This window comes from Enterocloster aldenensis (assembly GCF_003434055.1).
GTDB classification, from domain to species: Bacteria; Bacillota; Clostridia; order Lachnospirales; family Lachnospiraceae; genus Enterocloster; species Enterocloster aldenensis.
In genome coordinates this window covers 314,468-335,075 of sequence record NZ_QVEX01000005.1, presented here as the reverse complement: position 1 = coordinate 335,075, position 20,608 = coordinate 314,468, and the positions used below count along the sequence as shown (strand labels likewise).

14 protein-coding genes and 1 riboswitch are annotated in these 20,608 nt (G+C 50.0%); of the genes, 12 read left to right on the top strand and 2 right to left on the bottom strand.

Annotated features, from left to right (window positions below):
* The first annotated feature begins 5 nt into the window (after positions 1-5).
* From DWX59_RS13275 to DWX59_RS13260, 4 genes are all read left to right on the top strand, one after another.
* Positions 6-1,046, top strand: a complete 1,041-nt coding sequence (locus tag DWX59_RS13275) for an ABC transporter ATP-binding protein (RefSeq protein ID WP_117559699.1) — start codon at positions 6-8, stop codon at positions 1,044-1,046.
* A gap of 42 nt (positions 1,047-1,088) precedes the next feature.
* Positions 1,089-2,147: an ABC transporter substrate-binding protein gene (locus tag DWX59_RS13270; RefSeq protein WP_117559698.1), complete on the top strand. Its 1,059-nt coding sequence runs from the start codon at positions 1,089-1,091 to the stop codon at positions 2,145-2,147.
* Between the two features lie 63 nt (positions 2,148-2,210).
* Positions 2,211-4,037: an adenine deaminase C-terminal domain-containing protein gene (locus tag DWX59_RS13265; protein WP_117559697.1), complete on the top strand. Its 1,827-nt coding sequence runs from the start codon at positions 2,211-2,213 to the stop codon at positions 4,035-4,037.
* A 15-nt stretch (positions 4,038-4,052) separates the two neighbouring features.
* Positions 4,053-5,402 carry an amidohydrolase gene (locus DWX59_RS13260; RefSeq protein WP_117559696.1) on the top strand — a complete coding sequence of 450 codons (1,350 nt, stop codon included), beginning with the start codon at positions 4,053-4,055 and terminating at the stop codon, positions 5,400-5,402.
* Here the strand turns inward: DWX59_RS13260 and DWX59_RS13255 are convergent.
* Positions 5,399-7,309 (bottom strand): hypothetical protein, encoded by a 1,911-nt coding sequence (locus DWX59_RS13255; protein WP_166460220.1) that lies wholly within the window; start codon positions 7,307-7,309, stop codon positions 5,399-5,401. The genes DWX59_RS13260 and DWX59_RS13255 overlap by 4 nt on opposite strands.
* Complete coding sequence (locus tag DWX59_RS13250; RefSeq protein WP_117559694.1) at positions 7,306-9,000, bottom strand: molecular chaperone HscC; 1,695 nt, start codon at positions 8,998-9,000, stop codon at positions 7,306-7,308. The genes DWX59_RS13255 and DWX59_RS13250 overlap by 4 nt, the downstream gene beginning before the upstream one ends.
* A 175-nt stretch (positions 9,001-9,175) precedes the next feature.
* Positions 9,176-9,327, top strand: a riboswitch (SAM riboswitch).
* 127 nt (positions 9,328-9,454) lie between these two features.
* On the opposite strand from DWX59_RS13250, the gene metK reads away from it, so the two are divergent.
* The 8 genes from metK (at position 9,455) to DWX59_RS13210 (ending at position 20,603) form a co-directional block, all read left to right on the top strand.
* Positions 9,455-10,648: a methionine adenosyltransferase gene (gene metK / locus DWX59_RS13245; protein WP_117559747.1), complete on the top strand. Its 1,194-nt coding sequence runs from the start codon at positions 9,455-9,457 to the stop codon at positions 10,646-10,648.
* A 234-nt stretch (positions 10,649-10,882) separates the two neighbouring features.
* Complete coding sequence (locus DWX59_RS13240) at positions 10,883-12,670, top strand: cache domain-containing sensor histidine kinase (RefSeq protein WP_227117034.1); 1,788 nt, start codon at positions 10,883-10,885, stop codon at positions 12,668-12,670.
* Between the two features lie 19 nt (positions 12,671-12,689).
* Entirely contained in the window at positions 12,690-14,195 is a 1,506-nt protein-coding gene (locus tag DWX59_RS13235; RefSeq protein ID WP_227117033.1) for a response regulator transcription factor, read from the top strand.
* A gap of 95 nt (positions 14,196-14,290) precedes the next feature.
* Positions 14,291-15,577, top strand: coding sequence for a sugar ABC transporter substrate-binding protein (locus tag DWX59_RS13230; protein WP_227117032.1), 1,287 nt, complete (start codon positions 14,291-14,293; stop codon positions 15,575-15,577).
* Between the two features lie 241 nt (positions 15,578-15,818).
* Positions 15,819-16,604, top strand: a complete 786-nt coding sequence (locus DWX59_RS13225; protein WP_235845046.1) for a carbohydrate ABC transporter permease — start codon at positions 15,819-15,821, stop codon at positions 16,602-16,604.
* A gap of 1 nt (position 16,605) precedes the next feature.
* Positions 16,606-17,448: a carbohydrate ABC transporter permease gene (locus DWX59_RS13220; protein ID WP_117559691.1), complete on the top strand. Its 843-nt coding sequence runs from the start codon at positions 16,606-16,608 to the stop codon at positions 17,446-17,448.
* A 30-nt stretch (positions 17,449-17,478) separates the two neighbouring features.
* Positions 17,479-19,584, top strand: coding sequence for a glycoside hydrolase family 127 protein (locus tag DWX59_RS13215; RefSeq protein ID WP_117559690.1), 2,106 nt, complete (start codon positions 17,479-17,481; stop codon positions 19,582-19,584).
* On the top strand, positions 19,581-20,603 hold the full coding sequence (locus DWX59_RS13210) for a zinc-dependent alcohol dehydrogenase (protein ID WP_117559689.1): 1,023 nt from the start codon (positions 19,581-19,583) through the stop codon (positions 20,601-20,603). Before DWX59_RS13215 ends, DWX59_RS13210 begins: the two co-directional genes overlap by 4 nt.
* The last annotated feature ends 5 nt before the right edge of the window (positions 20,604-20,608 follow it).

Here is a 20,608-nt window from a genome sequence, read left to right as displayed (position 1 = left end):
CGAAAATGGCATTTATGACCCTTAATCAGATTGATGTCAGCTACGATAAAAAGAAGCAGATTTTAAAAGGCCTTGACCTTAAGGTGGAAAAGGGGGAACTGGTATCCCTTCTGGGGCCAAGCGGCTGCGGCAAGTCCACGACCCTCAGGGTGGTGGCGGGATTCATTGACCCTCAGGGCGGGACTTTTACCCTGGACGGGGAAGACATGACCAGGGTGGCTGTGCACAAGAGGAATTTTGGCCTGGTATTCCAGAGCTATGCCCTGTTTCCCCATCTGAGCGTGTATGATAATGTGGCCTTCGGGCTGCGTACCAGGAAAATGGACAAGGAAACCATTGATAAAAAGGTAAAGGATATTCTGGAGGTCTGCGGACTGACTGAGCTTGCACAGAGATTTCCAAAGCAGATGTCAGGCGGACAGAGGCAGAGGGTGGCCCTGGCCAGGGCGCTTGTGATTGAGCCCAAGCTCCTGCTGCTGGATGAGCCTTTAAGCAACCTGGACGCAAAGCTTAGGCTCAGCATGAGGGTGGAGATAAAACGCCTTCAGAAAAAGCTTGGTATCACAACCCTGTTCGTCACCCATGACCAGGAGGAATGTTTCTCCATATCCGATAAGGTGGCTGTCATGAACAACGGCGTCATAGAGCAGTTTGACACACCTGAGAATATTTACAGAAGACCTGCAACCGAGTTCGTGGCAAGGTTCATCGGGTTTGAGAATTTCCTTGAGATGGAACGGGACGGTGTACACGTCTACCGAGTGCCGGACGGCAGCCGGTTCGAGGTGGACATGGACTGCGAAGAAGAGGCATTTGCAGGCACCATCCGTCCGGATGATATATGTCTGGCAGAGCAGGGACAGCAGGAAAATGTCCTCACAGGGGCAGTGGGCGTGCGCACCTTCCTGGGAAAGAGTTATCAGTATGAGGTGAATACGGCGGCCGGGGTGCTGAAGGTCAATATGGATACTTCCAACCTGTTCAGGGAAGGCCAGGAAATCAGGCTGTATCTGCCAAAGGATAAACTGGTCCTGGTACGCAGATAGTATATAAATAAACCCTATGTAGGGAAGTAAAAGGAGATTATTATGAAAAAGACAATTGCAATGGTACTTTGCGCGGCATTGACCCTGACCGCCTGCGGAGGCGGCGCATCCACAGGGGATACGAAGGCGGCTTCGGACGGAAAGCAGAAGCTGGTGCTTTCCACCTATGGACTGAGCGAGGATATTTCCGCGGAAGAGGTCTATGCTCCCTTTGAGCAGGAATTTAACTGTGAAATCGTTACAGAGACAGGCGGGACCAATGACCGTTATACCAAGCTGGCTGCTGACAGTGAGTCCAGCATTGATGTGATTGAACTGTCACAGGCCATGACCGCAAAGGGGATTGAGGAAGGGCTGTTCGAGGATATTGATTTAAGTAAGATTGAGAATGCGGCCGATATGATTACGGCTGCCAAAACCATGGCGGATGCAGGACAGGGCGTGGCTTACACCATTAACAGCATCGGCATCATGTACAATCCGGATGCAGTTGATTTTGAGATAAAGGGCTTTGATGACCTGTGGGATTCCAGACTGGAAGGCATGGTTTCCATTCCGGAAATCACCACCACCTTCGGACCGGCCATGGTATATATGGCAAGCGACCATGCAGGTGTGGATATTAAGAGCGACAACGCAGAGGCTGCATTTAAGGCCCTGGAAGAGTTAAAGCCGAATCTGGTTAAGACATACGCCAAGTCCGCCGACCTGATTAATATGTTTACTTCCGGTGAAGTGGCGGTAGCGGTTGTGGGTGATTTTGGTGTTCCTACCATCCAGGCAGCTAACCCGGACCTTGTCTATGTGACGCCGGACATTACGTATGCTAACTTTAATACCATCAGCATTACCAAGAACTGTAAGAATAAGGATCTGGCCTATGAATATCTCAACTACCGTTTAAGTCCTGAGCTTCAGGCCAAGACAGGCAAGGCCCTGAACGAGGCGCCCACCAACAAAAAGGTTGAATTCACGGAAGAAGAGTCTAAGAACATGACATACGGCCCCAAGGCCGCCAATGCAAAGGTGCTGGATTACTCCTTTGTGAATCCGCAGTTAAACAGCTGGATTGACCAGTGGAACCGTATCATTAATAATTAGCTCCATGCTATAAACATACAGCAGGTATTAGGTTAGAAGAATAAGGATCCCTGGAGAGTGGCTATGAAGGTTGATTTCGTGGTAAAGGACGCCTGGGTTTTCATGACATACAGGCAGTGCTTTGAGAAAAGGGATGTTGCGGTTGCAGGGGAAAAGATTTACGCGGTTTCCCCTGCAATCTGCTATCCGGACGTGACAATGGTTGACGGCAGCGGAATGTATATGATTCCGGGGCTGGTTGATATCCATATGCATATTGAAAGTTCCATGACTTACCCGGCAGAATTTTCCCGCATCACCCTGCCTTACGGCGTTACAACCGTTGTGGCTGATGCCCATGAGATTGCCAATGTATTTGGGATGGACGGCATTCAGTGGTTCATGGGGCAGGAGACAAAGCTGGATATATTTTATGCCATCCCTTCCAGCGTGCCGGCCACCAATGACAGCCTGGAGACATCGGGCGCAGGGATTGGGGAGGAGCAAGTCAGGGAGCTGTTGCGTGACGGCAGGGTGCTGTGTCTTGGGGAAGTCATGAATTTTAAGGACCTGACATCGGATGGTGATACGTTAATCAAACGGCTGGTGGGTATCTGCAGGGGCAGGGATATCCGGGACAGCATACGGATTGAGGGCCATTGTCCCAAAATCAGCGGTGAGGACCTTTGCCGTTTTATCTATGAAGGGGTGGACGCGGACCATACCCAGCAGACGCCTGGGGGCGTGCTGGAAAAAACAGATATGGGAATGTTCATGGAATTGCAGCATAAGTCCCTGACGCCGGAGGTGGTGGACACGGTATGCCGCCATGGTCTTTATGAAAATGTAGCCCTCATCACGGATGATACCATGCCGGACCAGCTTTTAAAGGGACAGTTAAACCAGATAGTGGGCCATGCGGTTAAGAATGGAATGCCTGTGGAAAAGGCAATCTACTGCGCAACATTTACCCCGGCAAGGCGGATGCACCTGGATGACCGGGGGATGATCGGGCCTGGAAAGCTGGCGGACTTTGTGCTGCTTCGGGATTTGGAACGCTTTCAGCCGGCGGCGGTGTTTAAGCGGGGGGAATTGGTGTATGGGGAACGCTGGGGAGCGGGATATGGAGCCCATAGGGCAGGAGAGGCGGATGAGGCAGGAGCGGCGGATGCGGCAGGAGCGGCAGATGCGGCAGGAGCGGTAGGTGCATCAGTGGGAAATGCAGAAAAGCCCGCCGGAAAAAGAGATGCATCCATACCTGAAGCATTTTACCATTCCGTAAACTGTAACAGGGCCATGGCAGAGGACTTCCTCCTGAAGACGGATAAACCATGTTCCAGAGTCAAAGTAAATGTGATGAAAATCCAGACCCATGGCACATTCACCTCCAGGGTAGTCAGGGAGCTGGATGTGAAAGACGGCGTCATATGCTGGAAGGCGGCAGGTCTGTCCCTGGCAGTGATGTTTGAGCGTTATGGGAAGAACGGGAACATTTCCTTTGGACTGGCGGAGGGCGCGTTAAAGAAGCCGGGAGCCATTGCAACGACCTGGTCCCACGACAGCCACAACCTGCTGGTACTGGGAACCTGTGAGCAGGATATGGCGGCGGCACAGAACCGGATCATAGAGCTGCAGGGCGGTTATGCGGCTGCTGAACATGGGCTTGTGACGGCTGAGGCCAGGCTTCCGGTGGGCGGCATCCTATATGACGGCCCGGTGGAAGAACTGGCGTCTGATTTGGGCAGGGTCAGGCAGGTAATGAGGAACCTGGGATATGAAAACAATAATGAAATCATGTCCATGTCCACCCTTGGGCTTCCGGTATCCCCGGAACTGAAGCTGACCGATTACGGGCTGCTGGACGTAAGGACCCAGGAACCGGTTCCCCTCATTGAGGAGTATATTGAATAAGGGAGTTGTTATCAGATGAAGACAGTCATCACCAATGGCATCATTATTACCATGAACCGGGATATGGATATGTATCCGGAGGGATATGTAGTCCTGGAGGACAGCAGGATATCAGAGGTCGGCCCCATGGAGGCGCTGGAGCACCGTATGACAGGGTGGGGAGGCAGCAGGCAGGAGGGCATTTCCATCATAGATGCAGAACATGGCATTGTCATGCCTGGCATGGTGAATACACACTGCCATATGGGAATGATCCCCTTCCGGGGATTGGGGGATGACTGTAAGGACAGGCTTCGGGTTTTCCTCCTGCCCATGGAGTCCAGGGCAATGGACAGGGAGCTGGCCGGCCTTTCCAGCAGATATGCTGTCTGCGAGCTTCTTTTAAGCGGTGTCACCACGGTCATGGATATGTATTATTTTGAGGATGCGGTGGCAGAGGTCTTGGATCAGATGGGAATCAGGGGGATTGCCGGAGAGACCGTGATGGAGGAAGCATCCTGTGATGCAAGGACGCCCCGGGAAGCCATTATGCTGGGGCAGGAGCTGATTAAGCGTTACAGGAACCACCCGCGGATAAAGGGCTGTATTGCGCCCCACGGAACAACAACGTGCGGCAGCAGCACGCTTCAGGAAATCCATGAGGTGAATCATAAATACGGCGTGCCATTTACCCTTCATGTGGCTGAGATGGATTATGAAATGACGTACCTGAAGGAACAATATGGATGTACGCCCATAGAATATCTGGACCGGCTGGGGGTCCTTGACAGCCATACCCTGTGCGCGCACAGCATACGCCTTACGGAGCAGGATATAAGCCTGATGGCAAAGTCCGGCAGCAGCGTGGCCCACTGCATCGGCTCCAATACTAAGGCGGCCAAAGGTGTGGCGCCGGTAAGTTCCATGCTGGAACATGGGATGACCGTGGGGCTTGGCACGGATGGACCGGCCAGCGGCAATACCTTGGACTTATTTACACAGATGAGGTTCTGCGCAAATTTCCACAAAAATGAGACCGGGGACAGGAGTGCATTTCCTGCAAAGGACATAGTCTCAATGGCAACCATATGGGGAGCCGGGGCTTTGGGCCTGGACCCGCTGACCGGATCCCTGGAACCGGGAAAAGAGGCGGACCTGGTGGTGGTGGAAACGGATTCGCCCAACATGTTTCCTGTGTATGACCCTTATTCGGCCCTTGTGTACAGTGCGCGTGCAGATAATGTAAGGCATGTGTTCGTGGCAGGCCGGTGCCTGGTAAAGGACAAGCAATTGGTGTCCCAGGATTTCCGGCAGATAAGGGAAGACCTGCAGCAGAAAATGAACCAGACTGCTTTTGGCGGAATGGGCAATGCTGTATTAGCTTAGGTATCCTTAATTTCATACCGGGACAGCACCCAGTCCAGGCCATTGATATGATTGAATATCTGGTCCAGCGCTTCCTGGCTGGTCAGTCCGGGATGGAATCCTTCATTGGTTCCATCCTTTTCCATGCGCATCCGCACGACCCAGCGCACGGAACTGTCATAGAGGGGAAGGTCATGGGAAATGCTGCCGTCCGCTGTCATGGGAACCGGACCTGCCCCGCACCGGGTAAGCTGTTCATCTTCTGTGATTGTTACAGAGGTAAGCTCTTCCTCTAAAGGCGCAGTGACTGCCTGCAGCTGTCTTATGGCCGTATCTGCATCCGGTCCGATGATGATGGTCAGATTCATGTCTGGGGATTGTCCTCCTATGTATCCATAGTAACTGTCACATGTCTTTAGAAGGCGTTGCGCCAGTTCAGGCAGGGTGCCCACAGAGTCCCATTTGAGAACCAGATGGGACGCGTAATCCTGGTCGTACCATGTGAACCCTGAAATCCCCTGCCCTGATGCGGCGTATAAAAGGGCTTCGGCCCAATATCCGCATCCTCCTACGGTATAGCGGGTGACGTCATCCGAGGAGGATTGGACAGGAATTACCCATAGCGGAAACGGTATATCAGCTTCACCTAAGGACTTCATATTGTAGAAATAAACCCCGTCAGTCTCATCCTCCTGATCGAAGTAAGAGCTGTCCACATGAATATCTACAATACCGGACATGACTGCGGTCAGCGGGGATGCGGATGGATAGGTATGGATGCTGGAGAAGCTTCCCTTATAGACCGTTGTAAGGTTATTCTTACCGTAAAATGCGTACTCTTCAGGAATTATAGGGAGATTCTCCGGGCGTGTGATGGGGCCGAAACCATCGTATATCCATTTTTTAGGAGATGAAGGTTGGGACATGTTTTGGGAGGTTTCACCGCTGTACGAAAGGATATTACCGGCAGGGCGCATGTCGGAGGCTTTTGTTTCCGTCAGTATCTTGTCAATCTCCCTGACCAGTTCCGATGAATCAGGGCCTGACAGGGGCTGGGGAGGATTTTTCTTTATTTCGTTTATTATTTTCTGTACATCGGAAGGATTGCTGGTGCGGCTGGGGGCCATGGAAATCCCCTTTATAAGGATGACCACGAATAAAAGTATCAGGCTGGACAGTATCCGCTGGGAACGGGACCAGGGCTGCCGGCGGGACCTGGCTTCCTGGTTATCTGCTTTGGGCAGCGGCGGCATGTCCGCCATGGCAGCCATATCCTTTTCATAGCGGTATGCATGCTGCATTATTTCCCAATGGACATTATCCATATGGGGAACGACGGGATAGGAGGGGGATTTATACTGCCTGAACCGGTAGGCCCTGTACAAAGCAACCGCCTCCGCCCGGTTGATATTGCTCCTGTTGGCACTGAGCCACTGGTCCAGCTGTTTAAGGAAATCAGGTTCCCATCCAGCCAGTTTGAAACGTGGGGATTCATACCATTCTTCCAGACGCATCAGGGCTTTTGTGAAATCCTCCCCATTGGTGTCAACGGATTTGGGAAAGGAGTCATGGAGTTTTTTTAGGCTTTCTAAAAGCTTACTGCATGAGGCGTTTAACTCCTGCTCCATGCCCTGCTCCACCAGCAGGGAGATATCTGGGATGGCCGCCTGTTCCCTGGCAGGAGCCGTAGTGGGCGTGTCCGCTGGGGTGGCTGTCCGTTCCCTGGCAGGAGCCATAGTAGGCGTGTCCGCCGGAATCCGCGCCGCCGCCTTAACCGCCGCCGTATAAGCCTTATGAAGCCGGTCAAATTCTTCCGGATGTTCTTCCGGGTGGCAGGCGGCGCATTTGGCAGCGTATGCTTTTTTGATTGCCCGTTTATCAGATGTGGGAGAAATGCCGAGTATGTCCCATATTGTGTCTGCCATCATACGCCTCCGTATAGTTTGCTTTCCAGGTAGTTAAATGTGTCGTCTGTCTTTTTGCGGGCGGCAGCAATGGCTGCGGGACTGCCTGCTGCCAGGACGCCTGAGAACCAGTTTAACAGGTTCAGGATTACCTGGCGGTCATCACCCAGCAGTTCCATGTAGAGCCGTTCTCCCCTGGAGAATACAAGCTGGTTGACGGCCTGTTCCCTGGCAGGACGTTTCAGCTGTTCCAGTTCCTGCATTTTTTCATCCAGTTCCTGGCTGTCCATCCGGATACGTTCATTCATGATCAGTTTTTTCACCACATCCCCATGCCTGTTTTCAGCCTCCACATCCAGAATACCGTTGATGTCATACGTGAAACGGACCACCACGCCTTCCTGGCCATTGGGGGCAGGCGGAACCGTCAGGTTTAATTCGCCTAAAAACAGGTTTTCACTGCAATGCATGGATTCGCCCTGGAACACAAGGATGCCGATATCTGTCTGCAGGTCCCTGGTGGTGACATAAAAACCGCTTTTACTGGTGGGCAGGGGCGAATTCCGTTCAATGATGGGTGACATGATATGGTCCCTGCCATTATTTCTGTCAATGATTCCGATCCCCAGGGTAAAGGGGCAGATATCCGTGAGGATGATATCTTTTATATCAGATCTGCGCTCCTTAATCCCCCCATAGATACCGGCCCCCAGAGCAATGATTTCATCTGGCTGTCCGGCAAGGAACGGCTCCCTGTGAAGGAAATGTCCGATATACTGTTGGACCGCTGGCATTTTACAGGTCCCGCCCACAAGGACAATCTGGTCAATATCCTCCACGGTCTTTCCGGCATCAGACAGGGCGTGGAATACCACCTTTTCCAGACGTTTAAAGAGGGGAGCGCAAATCCGTACCAGGTCCGCTGTTGTCAGGAAAAGCCCAAGCTCATTCTCCCTGTACAGGTAATTCATCATGGCCGCCTGGCTGGCCGTAAGTTCCCGTTTGCATTGCTCCGCCTTTTTAAGCAGAAGGTTTTGTTCAGACATGGTCATGGATTCATAATCCAGTCCATGCTGTCCGCAGAAATATTCAGCAATTAACATATCAAAATCATTGCCGCCCAGATGGTTGTCGCCAGCCACGGCCTGTATCTCGATGATCTGCTCAAAGCACTCCACCACGGATACGTCCAGGGTGCCGCCGCCAAAGTCAATTACCAGAAACTGGGAGTCATCTTCCCCGGTCTGGTTCCGGCAGGCCAGGGCTGCTGCAGATGGTTCATTGACCAGACGTTCCACCTTAAGTCCGGCCAGCTGTCCGGCCTGTTTGGTTGCAAAGCGCTGCTCGTCATTAAAATAAGCAGGCACACTGATGACAGCTTCCTCCACCGGTTCCCCCAGATATGCTTCCGCATCCAGTTTAAGCTGCTTCAATATGAGGGAAGAGAGTTGGGCAGCCTTAAATATGTGGTTCCCAAGCCGGAAATCGTGGGCAGTGCCCATCTGCCTCTTAAAGGAGGCAGCGCTGCGTTCCGGCTGGGTATGCATCTTTTCCCTGGCAACCGTGCCTGTCCACAGAGTGCCGTCCTTATCCATGCTGACCACGCTGGGGGTCAGGAATGTTCCCAGGGAATTGGGAATCAGCTCTGCCTTTCCGTGTCTCCAGATTGATACCAGGCTGTTGGTGGTTCCAAGATCAATACCGATAATTGCCATATGACTTCTCCTGCTTGGATTATTTTTGATATATGTATATTTTAGTTCAGTTTCCTATATTTTTCCACCATATTTAAATTGATTTATTTTATCACAAATAGGTGTTGACATGCATGTATAAATGGATTAATATATGGAGGGTAACATGATTTACAATTATATAGTTCGTATATATCCCTTATTCAGAGTGATGGAGGTACAAAGGACCTGTGAAGTCACGGCAACCCCGGTTGAGTATGTCAGTATTGATGTGCAAAAGGGCCGGAAGGTGCCAGCCTGAGCGAGGAGTGTGCACTGTTTCATGCATGCTTAATCGAGCAATAAGAGGATTTGAAGATTTTTTGTTATTTTCAAGTCCGCAATTGCTGCGGACTTTATTTTTTGTAAAGGATATGTGTTGCAGGAACCAGGTAACAGAATGATTTATTTCAGAGAAAAGGAGAACATGAATAATATGGAGAGAAGACTTTTTACATCTGAATCCGTAACCGAGGGACATCCGGATAAAATGTGCGATGCCATTTCCGACGCCATCCTGGACGCTCTTATGGCCCAGGACCCCATGAGCCGCGTGGCTTGTGAGACAGCTGCCACAACAGGCTTAGTACTTGTAATGGGTGAGATTACGACCAATGCATATGTGGATATCCAGAAGATTGTCCGGGAGACAATACGGGGGATTGGATATGACCGTGCAAAATACGGATTTGACTGCGATACCTGCGGCGTGATAACCGCCATTGACGAGCAGTCCCAGGATATTGCCCTTGGGGTGAACAAGGCCCTGGAAGCAAAGGAAAACAGGATGTCCGACCAGGAGCTGGATGCCATCGGCGCAGGCGACCAGGGAATGATGTTCGGTTTTGCCACCAATGAGACTGAAGAGTACATGCCATATGCCATTTCCCTGGCCCACAAGCTGGTCAGACGGCTGACAGAGGTGCGCAAGGACGGCACATTAAAATATCTGCGTCCGGACGGCAAGTCCCAGGTTACGGTGGAGTATGATGAGAATGACAGGCCGGTGCGCCTGGATGCAGTGGTACTTTCCACCCAGCATGATGAGAGCGTGTCCCAGGAGCAGATTCATGCGGATGTTAAGAAATACATCTTTGACGAAATCCTTCCTCAGGACATGGTGGATGGGAACACCAAGTTCTTCATTAATCCCACCGGACGTTTTGTGATTGGCGGACCCCAGGGAGACAGCGGCCTGACCGGACGTAAGATTATTGTGGATACCTACGGCGGTTATGCACGTCACGGCGGCGGCGCGTTTTCCGGCAAGGACTGCACCAAGGTGGACCGTTCCGCTGCCTATGCAGCCCGTTATGTGGCGAAGAATATCGTGGCAGCCGGACTGGCCGACAAGTGTGAAATCCAGCTGTCCTATGCAATCGGCGTGGCCCACCCAACCTCCATCATGGTAGATACTTTCGGCACAGGAAAGCTGAGCAATGAACAGCTGGTGGAAATCATCCGTTCCAATTTTGACCTCCGCCCGGCCGGTATCATCAAGATGCTGGATCTCCGCCGCCCGATTTATAAGCAGACAGCTGCCTATGGACATTTTGGCCGCAATGATCTGGACCTTCCCTGGGAGAAGCTTGATAAGGTGGAGCTGCTGAAGTCATTGGCAGGGATATAGGAAGACGTGTAGTAAGTATCTTTATTACACAGCACATATAAATATAGATGAAAGCCCAGTGCCGGCGCACTGGGCTTTTCATATTCTTTGGTGCCTGTCAGCGGCCCGGATTTCCATAAATCCTCCCCGCCCTCTTTTATCTTATGCATATAAATGTTATCCTGGGGATATATCCGGATTTAAAATATTCGGCAAGATATACATCATATACAGTTGGGAAAAGGTGGGGGACATATGAAGGGGATACGGAAATACTGGAGCAGACAATCATTTACAAAACAGATATCCGTTGTGTTTATATTGCTGTTTACCGCCCAGATCGTGTTTCTGGCAGGTATAAGCAATACATACTTAACGGATATTATTGAGAAGAAAATCATCGGGTTTTTCCGCATAGCAGTGGAGCAGGCAGCATCCAATATTGCAGCAACCCTGAATGGGTATGAGGAAGCTGTTAACCAGATGACCATAGATGAAAAATTCCTTGATTACATGCAGCAATTTGAAGAAGCCCAGGGACAGGATGAAGTGGGCGTGAAGCAGGAACTGAGGAAGCAGATGCGGACCTTTATGTCTTACCGCCCTCAGGTGTGGTGCATGGCTGTGGAGACTGAAAATGGAAAGGTATTCAGCTCGGACAGGCTTCAGATTGATTCTCTATACCAGAAAAGCCCGGAGTTATATGACCTGTATTTTTCACAGGTGGAAAAGCAGGAAATCCTTCAGGGGGAGTGGATACCGGCCGAGTATTATGACAGGCAGGGGACCTCGGATTATTATCTTTTCACGTACCGGAAACGGCTGATGGATTTCTATACGGCCAGGTATGTGGGAACCTTCCTCATGGGCGTGAATGAACTGGTACTCTCCGATATCTGCCAGGAGGCCCAGATTACGCCGGACAGGAACACGAATTATAATTTCATTGTGGATCAGGAAAACCGGATTGTTTCACATTATGACAAATCCATGATAGGTACGGATATCGCTGACATGGACGGATGGGAGCAGGTGGCTCCAGGAGGCGGCCAGGATGTGCACCTGGTGAAAGAGAACCACGAGGACAAGGCGGTGGTGCTGGTGGATATTCCCAAGACATCCTGGCGCCTGGCCGGCGTCCTGGATAATGATTATATACTAAAGGAAATACGGAATTTCCAAAAGATAATATGGATGATAACCATGTGCCTGATGGTGCTGGGCGGTTTCTTTATATGGATTCTGTCCCGCAGGCTGTCCGCATCTGTTAAGCAGGTGGTAAATACCATGAAGGAGGTAAGGTCCGGGGAAATGTCCGCCCACATGGAAATGGAAGGCAAGAATGAGATATCCATCATAGCCAGCCAGTTTAATAAGATGATGAGACAGATTAATAACCAGATGGACGAGATTAAGCAGGTCAGTGAAATGAAGAAGGATGCGGAAATCAGGGCGCTTGAGGCCCAGATTAACCCTCACTTCATCTACAACACCCTGGATTCCATCCATTGGCTGGCAATAGAGAACGGGGAAGATGAAATCAGTGAAATGCTTAGCGAATTTGCCCAGATCCTCAGGTATCAGATAAGTAAAAGCAATGACGTTGTTGAAATAAAGGATGAGATGGAATACCTGAAAAAGTATCTGTTCCTTCAGAAAATCCGTTTCATGGATAACTTTGAATATGCCATTGATTGTGAGGAAGGAATCCTGGACTGCCATATCCATAAGATGATATTCCAGCCCTTGATTGAAAATGCAATCATTCATGGATATGCGCATATCCGCCACGGAGGATTCCTCCGCATCAAGATTTACCATATAGATGAAAGCAGGATCTGTTTTTCCATAACGGATAACGGGCGGGGGATGTCACAGGAGAAAGTGGGGGAAGTTTTTGGTGAAGGTGGGAGCACGCCATCCATCGGCGTGTCAAATGTATTAGCCAGGCTGAAGCTTTATTATGGGGACAGCTACAGGCTGGAAGTACATTCGGAGGAAAACAGGGGAACCTCCATTAAGATTACCATACCAAAGATGTGATGTAAAAGAGGGTGAAAAGATGAAAATCATAATTGTGGAGGATGAAAGAAAGTCATTAATGGGGCTCACTGCCTTGATTGGACAGCTGGAAGAAAGATGGGACATTGTGGGGACGGCCGGTAATGGGGAAGAAGGCGTCCGGCTGATTGCCAGGGAACAGCCGGATGTGGTCATAACAGATGTGATGATGGAGCAGATGGACGGCCTGGAAATGATGGAGGCAATAAGGAACCAGGGCAACGAGTGCAAATTCATTGTGTTAAGTGGATATGCCGACTTCAAATTTGCCCAGAAAGCAATTCAGCTGGGGAGCGTGGATTATCTTTTGAAACCAGTGACAAAAAAGACATTGAGGGAAGTACTGGAACGGGTGGAGCAGAAAATCAGGGAAGAAAAATACCAGATAAGACCATCAACCTTTTCTGAACAGGAATTATGGGAAAGGCTGTACTCAGTCCCGGAGAACGCGGCTGAAAGCTATCTGAAGGAGCTGGAATCCAGGATGGCAGGCAAGGGGATATACCTGCTGATGCTTAAAGGAGATGCCGGTTTTACGGTTTCAGAAGAAACAAAGTGGAAGGAAATCATGAAATATTATCTGTCAGGCGTGGCATTCCATTTTTTCTCCGGAGGCAGGCATAAACTGTTTTTTGCAATTGAATCAGGGGAAACCGCATGCCTTGAAGGGCGGGTACGGGAAGGGCTGAAACGCGGGAAAAGCCTGTTCCACAAACCGGTTGCGGCGGTATCCTACTTCCTTGGAGGGTTAAAAGAATTTTACAGGGCGCTTAAAGTGATGGAGGACAACAGCAATTGGGGGCTGTCTGTCATACAGATGGACATAATAAACGAGGAAAAACTTAAGGCGGTAGAATGTAATAAATTCATCTATCCCATGGAGACTGAAAGGAATATGATCCGCCACATCGGGGAACTGGATATGGCGGCGGTCCGGGAGGATCTGAGGGAATTTGAAGCATATCTGAAAAAGCAGGTTTACCATTATGGGGATATCCGTGAGGCAATGCTGTGCATGACCGTTGCCATCCTGTATGAAATCCGTAAGACAAGTTATGGGATATATGAGGAAATCAGCCATCTGAATGTCCTGGAATGGGTAAAAACAAGAATTTCCACAGATGCCTATGCAACCATGATGCTGAATATCCTGGGTGAATTCAAACGTTATAAAGATAATATACGCCACTGTAATAATCCGGTCATTAATGAGGTATTAAATATCATTGAAAAGGAATACAGGGAGAATATCCTTGTGGAAGAAATGGCGCGCCGCTTTAATATTACCCCCGAGTATTTAAGCACGCTGTTTGTGCGGGAACTGGGGATTAAGTACACTGCATACTGTACCCAGGTTAAGATTGAACACGCAAAAAAGCTTCTCAGAAACAGTGACATGAAGATTTATGAAGTGGCTGAACAGAGCGGGTACATGGATGTAAAATACTTCTGCAAGGTGTTTAAGAAGTATACGGGAAAAAGCCCTAAGGAATATATCCAGATGTAACGTTTGTTTTGGACACCTTTCTTAGAAATGTAGAATGGGAAATGAGATACGCAGGTGGTATCCTTGAATCAGAAAACAAACAGGGAGGGATTTCAATGAGAAAGGAACACAAATGGTTATGGTCAGCAGCAGCAATTGCAATGGCGGCAGGAATCTGTATGGGGTGCGGTGCAAAGTCTGACGGGGGGACGGCACAGACCGCTGAACAGGATGTGAAAGCCCAGGAGGAAAGCACAGGACAGACCGATGCATCCCAGACCGAAGGGGATAAAAAGATTACATTGCTTTTAACGTATCCCAAGGAAAAAACAGTCCTCTATCAATGCATTGAGGATTTTACAGCTGAAACCGGAATACAGGTGGAGATCCAGTACATGCCCCTGGCGGATTCCAGAAAGCAGATTAATATCATGGTGGCCAGCGACAGCCTTCCGGATGTGATGGATGTGGACAACACAGACACGGCCACTTACGCAAAGATGGGAATCCTGGCGGATATCACGGACCGCGTTAATTCAGAACTGGAACTGGACCAGTATTATGACAGCATTCTGGGGCAGAACCAGTATGAAGGAAAGTATTACGGCCTTCCGTTCACATCCAACAACCTGTGCCTTTATTACAATAAGGAATTACTTGATAAGGCAGGCGTCACAGAGGTTCCGGCAACCTGGGACGGGCTTCTTGAGGCATGTGGGAAACTGAAGTCAACCGGGGTCAATGGCTTCGGTGTGGCGGGGAGCCAGACAACCGATACCACCTTCCAGATGTGGCCGTTTATCTGGGGGGCAGGATCGGATGTGGACCGTATTGATTCGCCTGAGACCGTTGAGATGCTTAAATTCTATCAGACAATGGTGCAAAACCAGTACATGAGCACGGAAGTGGTAAACTATAATTCCGGTGACAATGCAAACCAGTTTATTGCAGGTAAGACAGCAATGATCATAGACGGTCCATGGCGTCTTAGCTCCATTCAGGCTGATGCGGGCTTTGAATTTGGAGTGGCCAAGGTTCCTGAGGGAAGCGCTGGGTTTAAGACAGTGCTGGGCGGCCATAATTTTGCGATTTCCAATACGGGTAATGTGGATTTAAGCTGGGAATTTGTGAAATATATGAACAGGCCCGAAGTTATGGTTAAGTATAGCGAAGCAGAGAATTATATTCCATCCAGAAAAGACGTGGCTGCAGGATCTGAGTATTTCGGCCAGGAACCCATAAGCACATTTGTGGAAATGCAGGAGTATGCAGTGGCAATGCCGGTGGAGAATTATAATAAAATCAGTGATATCCTGATTGAAATGTGGCAGTCAGTTGTTCTTGGAGCCAAGGATCCGGAGCAGGCGGCCAAGGATGCAGGCGCATCCATAGCAGGATTATAATCAAACAAGATATGGGACAAAGCGCTGCAAACACATGGCAATTGTGCTTTGCAGCACTTTTTATGCCCAAAATCAGGTGAAATGAGTTGGAAAGCGGTGATGATTGATGAAAAGAAAGAATAAAAATCCAATGCACAACAGGTATACAAAAAGGGAAATCATGGCCGGATATTGTTTTATACTTCCTGCTGCAGTGTTTCTGGCGCTGATTGTAATATATCCGTTGATATACAACCTGAGTATGAGCTTTCATGAAGTGACGCTGGAAACCTTCCGTGGGGAGCAGCCCTTTATCGGACTGGAAAACTACAGGGAAGTACTGGCCATGCCCATGGTCAGGAAATCTATATGGAACACGGTTTATTTTACGGTAATGTCCATCATGTTCCAGTTCGTCATAGGATTTGCCCTTGCCCTTCTGTTTTCCAAGGCATTCAGGCTCAGCAAGATATCCAGGGGGCTTTTGATGGTGTGCTGGCTGGTTCCCGTCATTGTATTTGCCTCTGTATGGAAATGGATATTTGCAGGGGATGGTTCCGGTATCTTAAATTATTTCCTGACCCAGCTGCATATTGTGAAGGCGCCGGTTTCCTGGCTGACCACGGAACGGGGGGCCATGACAGCTCTTATCATTACGAATATCTGGAGAGGCGTTCCCTTTAACATGCTGTTGCTGGCAACCGGGCTGACTACGCTGCCCGAGGAACTGTTTGAAGCGGCTGCCATTGATGGGGCCAACCGCATCCAGCGGTTCTGCCACATTACACTTCCGCTGCTTAAGCCCACCATCCTCAGCGTGGTGACACTTGGGTTCATCTATACATTTAAGGCATTCGACCTGATTTATATAATGACAAACGGAGGGCCCCTGGATTCCACGCAGATACTGGCAACAGCCTCTTACAAACTGACGTTTTCCAATTTTGAATTCGGACAGGGGGCTGCGGTAGCTAATATCATGCTGATCCTTTTGCTGGTGGTTGCCATATTTAATCTTAAGTTAATGGAGAAAGAAGAGGTGATGTGAGATGGATAAACGGAAAAAAAGGGAACAGATATTGTTTAACCTGATTGCTGCTGCTGTGCTGCTGTTATTTTTGTTTCCCATCTACTGGATGGTAATTACCTCCCTTAAATCATCAAAGGAGATCTTTGCCGAAGTCCCAACCTTTTTTCCTGAAAAGATTGAACTGGAAGGATACATATCACAGTTATTTATCAGAGGAAGCGTGCCTATCTGGATCAGTTTCAGGAACAGTTTTGTCATAGCGGCAGCCACCACAATCATCTCTACCTTGCTGGCCACCTTGTCCGCGTACGGGCTGGCACGCTTTAAGCTGAGTATCAACCGGGCGGTGCTGTTGGCAATCCTGATAACACAGATGCTGCCCACGGTGCTGTTCCTCTCCCCGCTATTCATGACATTTAAAAAAATTGCTATTTTAGATACCCTGGCAGCGCCTGTTATTTTTACCTGCCTGCACAGCATTCCTTTCTGTATCATTACACTCCGGCCATATTTTCTGGATATTCCCAAGGAACTGGAGGACGCTGCCATTATTGACGGGTGCGGCCGTTTCCAGGTGTTCTGGCGGGTAATGGTCCCCATTACTTATCCGGGTATTGTGGTTTCAGCTGCATTTACCTTTCTCTGGGGATGGGGGGACCTGATGGGGGCCCTGACCTTTATCAAGACCGACCGCCTATATCCCCTGACGGTTAATATGTATAAGGCTATCGGTGAATATGGGATTGAATGGAACAGCCTGATGGCATTTGCGGTAATCCTGACCATACCCGTGCTTCTGATATTCATATGTCTTCAGAAGTATCTTATTACGGGTATTACGGCCGGCGCAGTCAAAGGCTGATGTTGAAAAGGTGTCTGAAAGGATGGAATTATGGATGAGAGATGGCAGAAGTCCCTTCCTGTAAGCTGGAAAAATGTAAGGTTTACAGGCGGGTTCTGGAAGAAGAGACAGGAAATAAATGAACAGGTAACCCTTCCGGCTGAGTATGAGCAGTGCAAAAGCTCCGGCAGGGTGGATTCCGTAAAATGTATTTATAAGCCCCGGGAGAACAGCGGACCCGGAAAGGGAGTGTTTACCATAGACGGTGTCCTGGAGGAGAATCTGGCGGATGGGGAAACAATACCCAGGCCCCATCATTACTGGGATTCCGATCTGGCAAAATGGATTGAGGGGGCATCTTATGCCCTCTGGTATCAAAGAAATCCGGAAACAGAGGCAGTGATTGATGGAATCATAGATGATTTCGGGAAGCTGCAGATGCCGGACGGGTATGTGAATACCTACTATACAGTGGTTGAACCCGGAAAACGCTGGACCAATGTACACCGCATGCATGAACTGTACTGCGCCGGACATCTGATAGAGGCAGCGGTTGCATACTATGAAGCCACGGGGAAGGCAAAATTACTGGAAATCGTGGAACGGTATGCCGACCACATTGACCGTGTGTTCGGCCCGGCAGATTATCAGATCCACGGGTATCCGGGCCATCAGGAGATAGAGCTGGCCCTGGTGAAGCTGTACCGTCTGACGGGTAAACAGAATTATCTGGAACTGGCAGCCTATTTCCTGAACGAGAGGGGAAAGCAGCCATATTTCTTTGAAGAAGAGGCAAGAAAACAGGGAAGGGACCCGGAGGACGGGGGCCCCAAGGGAATTTTAGGAAAAAGCTTTTTGTCCCAGGGACCATATGCCCTGTTCCAGGCACATCTGCCTGTCAGGGAACAGGTGACGGCGGAAGGCCATGCGGTCCGGCTGGCTTATATGGGAGGAAGCATGGCGGATGTGGCGGCAGAGACAGGGGATAAAAGTCTTTGGCAGGCATGTGTCCGTCTTTGGGACAATGTTACGTCAAAGAGGATGTATATTACCGGAGGTATCGGCTCCCAGGATGGGTGTGAGAGGTTCAACTTTGATTACCATCTTCCCAACGAGGAGTCCTACCATGAGACATGCGCTTCTGTTGCCATGGTCATGTGGGGATTCAGGATGCTTCAGGTGTCACCGGACCGGAGATATGGCGATGTGATGGAAAGGGCGCTTTATAACGGGGTGCTCAGCGGGGTATCCCTTGGCGGGGACCGTTTCTTTTATGCCAATCATCTGGCTTCCCATCCGGAAATGTTCCAGGACAGGATCATCCGCAACCCGCGCATGTTCCCGCAGCGCCAGCGCTGGTTTGCAGTGTCCTGCTGTCCCATGAATCTGGCAAGGCTGCTGGAATCCCTTGGCGGTTATCAATATACCCAGGGAAAACTGGATAATGGGGGACAGGCCGTGTACGTGCATCTCTATCAGGAGGGAACGGCTGATATCAGGGTCAGGGATAAAAACGTAGTCATCCGTCAGGAGACAGCCTATCCATGGCAGGGGGATATAAAGATTACGGTAGTGACTGACCTGGATGAGGAGTGGACACTGGCCCTTCGGATACCGGAATGGAGCGGGCAGCCGGTACTTGAGGCAGGGGATGCAGAAATCTGGGAAGACAGGGGATATCTCTATGTGAGGAAGAAATGGAACGCCAACGGACACCTGGATTTAAGCCTGCCCATGAAACCTGTATTAATGGAGGCCCACCCGGGAGTCAGGATGGATTGCGGGAAAGCAGCCATACAATATGGCCCGCTGGTTTACTGTGTGGAGGAAGAGGACAATGATGGGGATTTATTCGACTGCATCCTGACCGGCAACAGCCGGTTGGAGGCGGGCTTTGAAGAAAACCTCCTGGGAGGAATCTGTACCATTCAGGTACAGGGCATAAGAAGGAACCGGGAACAGTGGAAGGGAAGATTATACCAGCCTGTGTCCAGGCGTTACTTTGAACCGGTCAAGCTGAAGGCTGTCCCGTATTATGCCTGGGCCAACCGGGGGGCTGGGAAGATGAACGTGTGGATGAACCATATTCCCGATATGGAGCACAGGGAGAATGAGGGAACAGATAAGGATAAGGCGGACAGGGGGAAAATAAGGTGAAGGGAATTGTTTATGAAGGGCCGGATACCCTTACATACCGGGATGTACCGGATGTGACGCCGCGGCGGGGAGAAGTGAAAATCAGGGTAAGGGCCTGTGGGATATGTGGCAGTGATGTCCACGGCTATATGGGAATCACAGGAAGAAGGACAGCGCCCATGATAATGGGGCATGAATTTGCAGGGGAAATTGCAGGACTGGGGCAAGATGTGGAAGGGTGGAAGCCTGGGGACAGGGTATCTGTCTATCCGGTGGATTTTTGCGGGAACTGTGAAATGTGCAAAAAGGGCCAGGTCCATCTGTGTCTGAATAAAAGGGCTTTTGGTGTGCTGGATGTGGATGGGGCGTTTGCAGAGTATATCTGTGTACCGGCAAAATGCTGTTTTTCCTTATCTGATAAGGTTTCCTTTTCAATGGGTTCCCTGTTTGAGCCGTTGGCGGTCGCGTACAGGAGTGTGGAACATGCAGGGGAACTGGAAGGAAAAACCGTGTTGATTGTGGGTGCGGGAACCATTGGGCTGCTGGCCCTGGCATGTGTAAAAATGAAGAAGGCAGGCAAGATCCTTATCTCAGATTTAAGCTGCCACCGTTTAAGGGTTGCCGGGGAGATGGGCGCAGATGCTGTCATAGATCCGAAGAGCCAGGATTTTAAAGCCAGAATCCTGGAAGAGACAGGAGGCAAGGGGGTGGATGCTGCCATTGAGGCCGTGGGTGCGGGGCCTTCGGTACAGCAGGCCATGACTGCATTGCGGTTTGGGGGCCGGGCTGTATGGATAGGCAATAACAGACCGATGATAGAGGTTAACATGCAGGAAATCGTCACAAGGGAGCTTTCCGTGCAGGGGTCGTTCCTTTATGGTTATGATGAGTTTGAAGTTGTGGCAGGAATGGTCAACCGGGGAGAAATCCATGCAGAACCTTTAATTAGTAAGACCATCAGCCTGAAAGAGGCGCCCGCCTATTTTGAGAAACTGGCAAAGACGCCCGGGGATTTAATAAAAGTGGTTGCTGTCAATTGAGAGGG